Source organism: Bacillus sp. LL01, assembly GCF_001037965.1.
Genome location: NZ_LFEL01000087.1, coordinates 1 through 6,523 on the forward strand (window position 1 = coordinate 1; position 6,523 = coordinate 6,523).

The 6,523-nt window shown below is 38.5% G+C and carries 7 protein-coding genes; 3 read left to right on the plus strand and 4 right to left on the minus strand.

Features of this window, described 5'->3' with window-relative positions:
* A partial coding sequence (locus AB685_RS24885; protein WP_047973276.1) for a GntR family transcriptional regulator occupies positions 1 to 430 on the minus strand: 430 nt, incomplete at its 3' end.
* A 287-nt stretch (positions 431 to 717) separates the two neighbouring features.
* On the opposite strand from AB685_RS24885, the gene madL reads away from it, so the two are divergent.
* Positions 718 to 1,107, plus strand: coding sequence for a malonate transporter subunit MadL (madL, locus tag AB685_RS24890; RefSeq protein ID WP_047973277.1), 390 nt, complete (start codon positions 718 to 720; stop codon positions 1,105 to 1,107).
* Positions 1,108 to 1,125: 18 nt separating this feature from the next.
* The gene (gene madM / locus AB685_RS24895; protein ID WP_047973278.1) at positions 1,126 to 1,893 is read left to right on the plus strand and encodes a malonate transporter subunit MadM; all 768 of its coding nucleotides are present in this window, start codon (positions 1,126 to 1,128) and stop codon (positions 1,891 to 1,893) included.
* A gap of 170 nt (positions 1,894 to 2,063) precedes the next feature.
* Here madM and AB685_RS24900 read toward each other — a convergent pair whose 3' ends face one another.
* From AB685_RS24900 to AB685_RS24910, 3 genes are all read right to left on the minus strand, one after another.
* Positions 2,064 to 3,440 (minus strand): glycoside-pentoside-hexuronide (GPH):cation symporter, encoded by a 1,377-nt coding sequence (locus AB685_RS24900; RefSeq protein WP_053073949.1) that lies wholly within the window; start codon positions 3,438 to 3,440, stop codon positions 2,064 to 2,066.
* A 516-nt stretch (positions 3,441 to 3,956) separates the two neighbouring features.
* Positions 3,957 to 4,349, minus strand: a complete 393-nt coding sequence (locus AB685_RS24905) for a hypothetical protein (RefSeq protein WP_047973279.1) — start codon at positions 4,347 to 4,349, stop codon at positions 3,957 to 3,959.
* Positions 4,350 to 4,578: 229 nt separating this feature from the next.
* Positions 4,579 to 5,187: a YrrS family protein gene (locus AB685_RS24910; RefSeq protein WP_047973281.1), complete on the minus strand. Its 609-nt coding sequence runs from the start codon at positions 5,185 to 5,187 to the stop codon at positions 4,579 to 4,581.
* A 291-nt stretch (positions 5,188 to 5,478) separates the two neighbouring features.
* Here AB685_RS24910 and AB685_RS24915 point away from each other — a divergent pair.
* A partial coding sequence (locus tag AB685_RS24915) for an acyl-CoA dehydrogenase family protein (RefSeq protein ID WP_241773380.1) occupies positions 5,479 to 6,523 on the plus strand: 1,045 nt, incomplete at its 3' end.

Here is a 6,523-nt window from a genome sequence, read left to right on the forward strand (position 1 = left end):
CACTCATTTCGATTAAACACATATGAAAATCATGATTAAGTTGAGTGTATTGCTTACTATCTTGTTCAGTGTGCATCTTTTGTAAAATTGTTTTCATTTTTTCTAAGCTTATTTCCCTCACGCCATGTTCTGCTATTCTTTTCATAGAGAGCTCTTCTAGCATCGTTCTAATTTCAAGCAAATCACAAATTTCAGAAGAGGTATATCCTTTTACTAATGCCCCTTTTCTAGGGATCCTCTCTACCAACCCCTCAATTGTTAATAGATATAAAGCTTCGCGAACTGGAGCCCTGCTCGTTCCAAATTCCTCAGCATACATATATTCGCTCAACTTCTCTCCTGGCTGTAATTCACCTGAAATAATTTGCTGGGTAATTCTCTTAGCAATTTGAGTGGATAAAGAATTATCTTTAAATTTAATTGGCTCCATTAGGAATATCTCCTTCAAAAACAAAATAACTTAACTTGTAAATAGTCGACTGTCGATTTTCATTATACACAGATCAGATTTTAAATTCAATGTTTTTTGAATATTTAAAATTTTATCTTGCTTTTTAAGAACTTGTTCACTAATATGAGGTATAGAATAGTCGACTGTTGACTTTACCACATTATGTAAGCGTTGTCATCTTAGTCCTCTCATAACTCTTCAATTCAATTTTCTCACACCATGAACTACTAATCTAAAGTTTATAACTAAAAGAAGGAGATGAACAAATGGTTATTTATGGAGTCGCCTTGTTATCGGTTTGTATGTTAGTCGGAGTCTTATTTGGAGATCTAATCGGTAGCTTAATTGGTGTGAGTGCAAATGTCGGTGGCGTAGGAATTGGAATGGTACTGTTAGTCTTAGTGATTGATTATTTACGTAGAAAAAAGAAACTCGATATCCCTTCTGAAGAAGGCATTAAGTTTTGGAGTGCGATCTATATTCCCGTAGTAGTCGCTATGGCAGCACAACAAAATGTTGTTTCAGCTATAGCAGGTGGTCCTGTTGCTATTTTATCCGKTACATTAGCTGTTATTGTAAGCTTCGCATTAGTTCCTGTTATTAGTAAGGTCGGTAAAGATTCTAATGACACTTTTGATCATACTCATGATGCATAAAAAAAARGGGGGAACTAAATGATAGATGCAGTCATTTCAGTACTAGGGAAAAACGGATTAGTAACAGCCTTTGCAGCGATTGGGATTATGATGTACATTTCCTACTTTTTATCAAAGGTATTAACGAGAGGACGTGTACATGGTTCAGCCATTGCGATCATTCTAGGTCTAACTCTTGCTTATTTTGGCGGCATTGCCACCGGTGGAGATAAGGGCCTAGCAGATCTACCAATATTTGCAGGGATTGGAATTATGGGTGGAGCCATGCTTCGAGACCTTGCCATCATTGCTACTGCATTTGGTGTTCATCTTGAAGAAGTGAAGAAGGCAGGATTAAGTGGAATATTAGCTCTTTTTGTTGGGATTATGTCATCCTTTATCGTTGGGGTTGTGATTGCACTAGCCTTTGGATACACAGATGCAGCCAGTCTTGCCACAATTGGTGCCGGAACAACTACTTATATTGTTGGCCCTGTAACAGGGGCGGCGGTAGGAGCAAGCTCTGAAGTGATTGCATTAAGCATTGCAGCAGGGTTAATTAAAGCGATACTTATTATGATAGGAACCCCCTTCATTGCAAAATACATTGGGCTTAATAACSCGCGATCAGCGATTGTATATGGGGGATTAATGGGATCCACTAGTGGTGTTGCAGGTGGACTTGCTGCTACAGACCCTAAGCTTGTACCTTACGGGGCTATGACCGCAACATTTTATACGGGCTTAGGATGCCTCTTAGCACCTTCCATTCTCTTCTTAGTTGTCCGAGCCATATTTGGAAGTTAAATAGTAAAAAGGACAATGACGGAACATTGTCCTTTTCTTTTTTTTCATTCAAATTTACTCACACACTCAAATAYTGACTAACCTCTTCTTCAATTAACTCCTCAACTTGATAAGCTATTCTTCATTTCATATAAGTATCAACGTTTTGAGTTAACCTTTTTTTATACCACTTACACCTTCCTCTGTTCCAACTCAGCTAAAATAATCGGATACTTTCGATCAAGCTTATACATCCACAGTAAGAATACTTGTAGAAAACATAACGCGAGTGGCAGGTAAATATTGAGGGTAAGAATCATCGTAATCGCCATTGTTGATTGCTCATTAGCAGCCCCAACATAACCGCCAAATGCTAGCAGCCACCCAATTAATGCACTCCCTACCCCGGTTCCGACTTTCATACCGAAGCTTGCAGCACTATTGATTAATCCTTCTGTCCGGAAACCATTTTTCCATTCACTGTATTCATTTGTATCATTAATCATCGCATAGAGCAGGGTCAAGACTGGGATCAAACTAAAACCTTGAATCACTGTACCTGCTAGAAAAACCGTAGCATTAGTCGGATCAATAAGCTTCACAAGTGGACCAAAAATAGCAATAACTGAGACAACTAGTGCGATATTTCGTTTCCCATATCGCTTAATTAATGGAGCAATAAAGAAGAAGCAGATGATGCTCGGAATAAACAATGCTAAACTTATTAAAGAAAAATACGTTCCACTTCCTAATACATAAATGGCATAATACAGTCCTGCTCCTGTAAGTAGCGCATTCACTGTGTAAGTGACGACACAATAAGCCGTAATGATTAACCAGTATTTGTTGGTCATGAGCGCTTTTAAACCCAGATTTAACGGGACATCATCTTTTGGTTGTGTGCTAGATGTTCCTACACGTTCTTTTGTTGCTCTAAAAGCAATAATGCTTGTCGTCACAATGATGATTCCTGCTAGTACGGCAACAACCGTCCATCCGAGTTGTCCACCAATTGCAGAGGCTAATGGTTGAGCCATTGTCATCACAAGAAGCGTACTCGACATCGTGAAAATTCCTGTATATACATTTGTCATTGAACGGCCTTGTTGATCTTGAGTCATTAAACCGAGAAGGGTTTTATAAGGAATCGAGATCGCTGTATACACTAAAATTAATAAGATATATGTAATGTAGGCATAAATGATTTTCCCGGTCATACTGATATCTGGCACAGTAAAAAGCATGATCGTCGCAATTGCCAGTGGAAGTGTCATCCAAATAATCCAAGGACGCGCTTTCCCATGCTTTGACTTGGTGCGATCAACAAGCGTTCCCATCCCAATATCTGTTACCCCGTCAAATAGACGAGCTACAAGCATCAATGTGCCAACTACCCCAGCGGATATCCCTGCCACGTCCGTGTAGTAAAAGGTTAGAAAAGAGCCTACCAACGTCCAAACTAGGATGATTCCAAAGAAACCTAAACCATAATTCAACATTTCCTTAGTACCCGGTCTTTCTACTGCTTGAGCAGGTTTCAGCTTTTCTTGTTTCGCTTCTAAYATCATTTCTCCCCCTTTATGWATACGCTTTCATTAAACTCTTTAAATACTAACCGTTTAGTATGTTTATTATATACATACTATTCTGTTTATTTAAAGTCTTTCCCTTCTTTCTTAGAAAAAAAGTTCAATCAAAACAAAGGAAAGCCTGCTTCTTATTTAAAGAAGCAGGCTTTCCTTTTATGTGTCTTACAGTAAAGACATAATTAAACTAATAACTACAATTGCACCAATAATCATTAAAATTGTTCTAAGCATCTTTATCATCCTCTCTTATCTCTGTGCTTAGTAATATGTTCCCTCCATTTCAAAAAGATAAACTGGTTTAATGTGGGATATTGTTTAATATTCTATTAGCACCATGAAAAGGTTCCAATGATATTGGTTTATTCGTGAATGCACATGAGCGAAGATTCGGAAAGATGTTTATTTTTTTATTAATGATACAAACTAAAAAAAAATAATATTATCTCTTCTGTTGTAAAAAAACAACCATCTTACTCTATGACATCATCAAACTATTTAAACATTCTTTACTATTATTCCTAACATAATTAGAACGATTATGGCTACAGAATTAAATRCTGGATAATAGGTACTGCGAATTACATCAGGAAATTTCCGCTTACAAACCGTGAGAAAAACCAAGATATTCCCTAAGTAAAGTACGACTATTAGAATGCCTGCCGTAGCAAAAGCTACCATTGAAGGGATAAATGAAAGAACAATGATTGCGATACCTGATACAGTAAGCATAGCTGTGATTTGATGCCAAGCAACCGTAAATCCTGCTTTTGCCAAATCGGTCATAGATGCTTGCTTCAACTCTCGAATGATTGTTTTTTCTCCCCATCTTCCATGTAAAATTGCCGTAGTGACTGCTGCTAGTCCTGCAAGTAAATACAAAACATTCAATTGATTTTCCTCCAATCTTTAATCTCTTTCTTTTCTTTACCCAATTTAAATAATCTAACCCTAGTAAAAATAAAACAAACTTCCTTACAAGAGCAGTGAACTTGTTTTAAAACAAGGCAAAATTAAAAATGAGTCCGGTACAATACCGAACTCATTTTGAACAAGCTGACTGACTTTAATAACCGTCTCTAAATTTTTAGGAATCTTAGAAACAGATTCAGTGTTTTAATTATCCTCTTCTGTATGGATTGTTTGATAATTGTTCTTTTGATACGGGTTGCCATCCTTGTCCATCTACCCACTCAAGACGTACTTGATATGGCGACGTTTGCTGATCAGGCGCACTTACTGTTCCGATCACAGAGGTCGGACCGCCATTTTCTAAACGCCATGTAATCATGTCTTCTCCAAGACCCGTTGCATATCTAAGTGCACGCTCCATTTCATTCCAGTTCGTGCCACCTCTTGTAAAGTCATGTGAAAAGTCACCTGATTGGTTTGTACCAACTGGCTCCCACTCTCCATCTTCTGCTGGTTCTAAGTCATCCTCTTCTGTACCTTCTTCGTCTTCATCTTCCTCTAAAGCATCCTCATCAGGTGCTTCTTCAGGTGCTTCAGTCGTTTCATCTGTTTCTGGTGCAGGTTCAGATTCACTCTCAATCTCTACACTTTCTTCTGATTCTTCATCTATTTCAAGTGCTACATCTTCTGTATCAGAAGAGCCGAGGAATATTTGCGCCGCAAACACGATAATTAGGACAACAACTAATCCTATAGCTACGTTTAAAACCGTATTCATGCGCTTCTTTTTTCGATGTTCAAAACGTGTTCCTTGCACACGAGTCACGTCCTCTCTCTTAATCTATGAAAGTATTATACAAAATCTTAAACAAAAAGGCTAATCAGTCTTACCTTTTTTATAAAAATGGACAAATTTATTGTGCCTATTTGCTTTACCTACTCTATAGTAGCAAACGTCGCATCTTCATTGGGAATTTAACGAAAATCTACATATTTTTTCACGACTGAATCAAAATTGAGATCAAAGAAAGGTTGAAGGTCTTCCTTTTGCGTTTTAATCTAACTTTGCGTATCCTATTTGTATGATTCAGGAATGAGGAGGATATCCGTGTCTCAATTATTAAAGCAATCAAACGATCGAAAAAAAGATCTACAACCACTCATCACTCAATTTCATAAACGAGCTGCTAAGCATGATCAAGAACGAAGCTTTCCTTTTGAAAATATAGAAGAACTAAAACAAATCGGCTATACGAGTCTCACTGTTCCAAAACGTTACGGTGGAGCTGATATATCGTTATATGAGTTCGTACGTCTTCAAGAGCTATTAGCCCAAGGTGATGGTTCTACCGCCCTCTCAATTGGTTGGCATATGGGGATCATAAAAAATTTAGGAGAACAAGGAAAATGGGACCCGACTTTATTTAAAGAGATCGCTGAAGAAGTGTTACGAGATGGCAAATTAATCAATGCTGCTGCAACTGAACCAGATACCGGCAGTCCTACCCGTGGTGGTAAGCCACTAACAACTGCTTCACGGGATGGGAACGCCTGGGTCATAAATGGTAAAAAGACCTTCACGACGATGGCACCCGTCCTTGATTATTTCATCGTAACGGCCTCTCATAATGAGGACGATGGAATCGCAAACTTTCTCATCCCTCGTCAAATTGAGGGTGTAACGATTGAGGAGACGTGGAATACAGTTGGCATGCGTGCAACCGGAAGTCATGACTTGATTCTAAAAGATGTACGTGTCCCTACTCGTTATTTATTAGAACGACTCACTGGTGGTGAAAAGCCTGCAATGGGCTGGTTGCTTCATATCCCTGCCTGCTATTTAGGCATTGCCCAGGCAGCTCAACAAACAGCGATTGACTATGCTAAGACTTATTCACCAAATAGTATTAACGGAACTATAAGTGAACTTCCAAATGTGCAACAACGTATTGGGGAAAATGAAGCAAAGTTAATGCAGAGTAGGCATTTTCTTCATTCGGTCGCAAAAAAATGGGATGATACGCCAATAGAAGAGCGCGCATTCATGAAACCGGAGTTAGCAGCGGTTAAGATGATGGTCGTTAACACGGCGAATGAAGTGGTCGATCAAGCCATGCGTGTAGTCGGAGCAAATAGTTTATTTCATGACAATC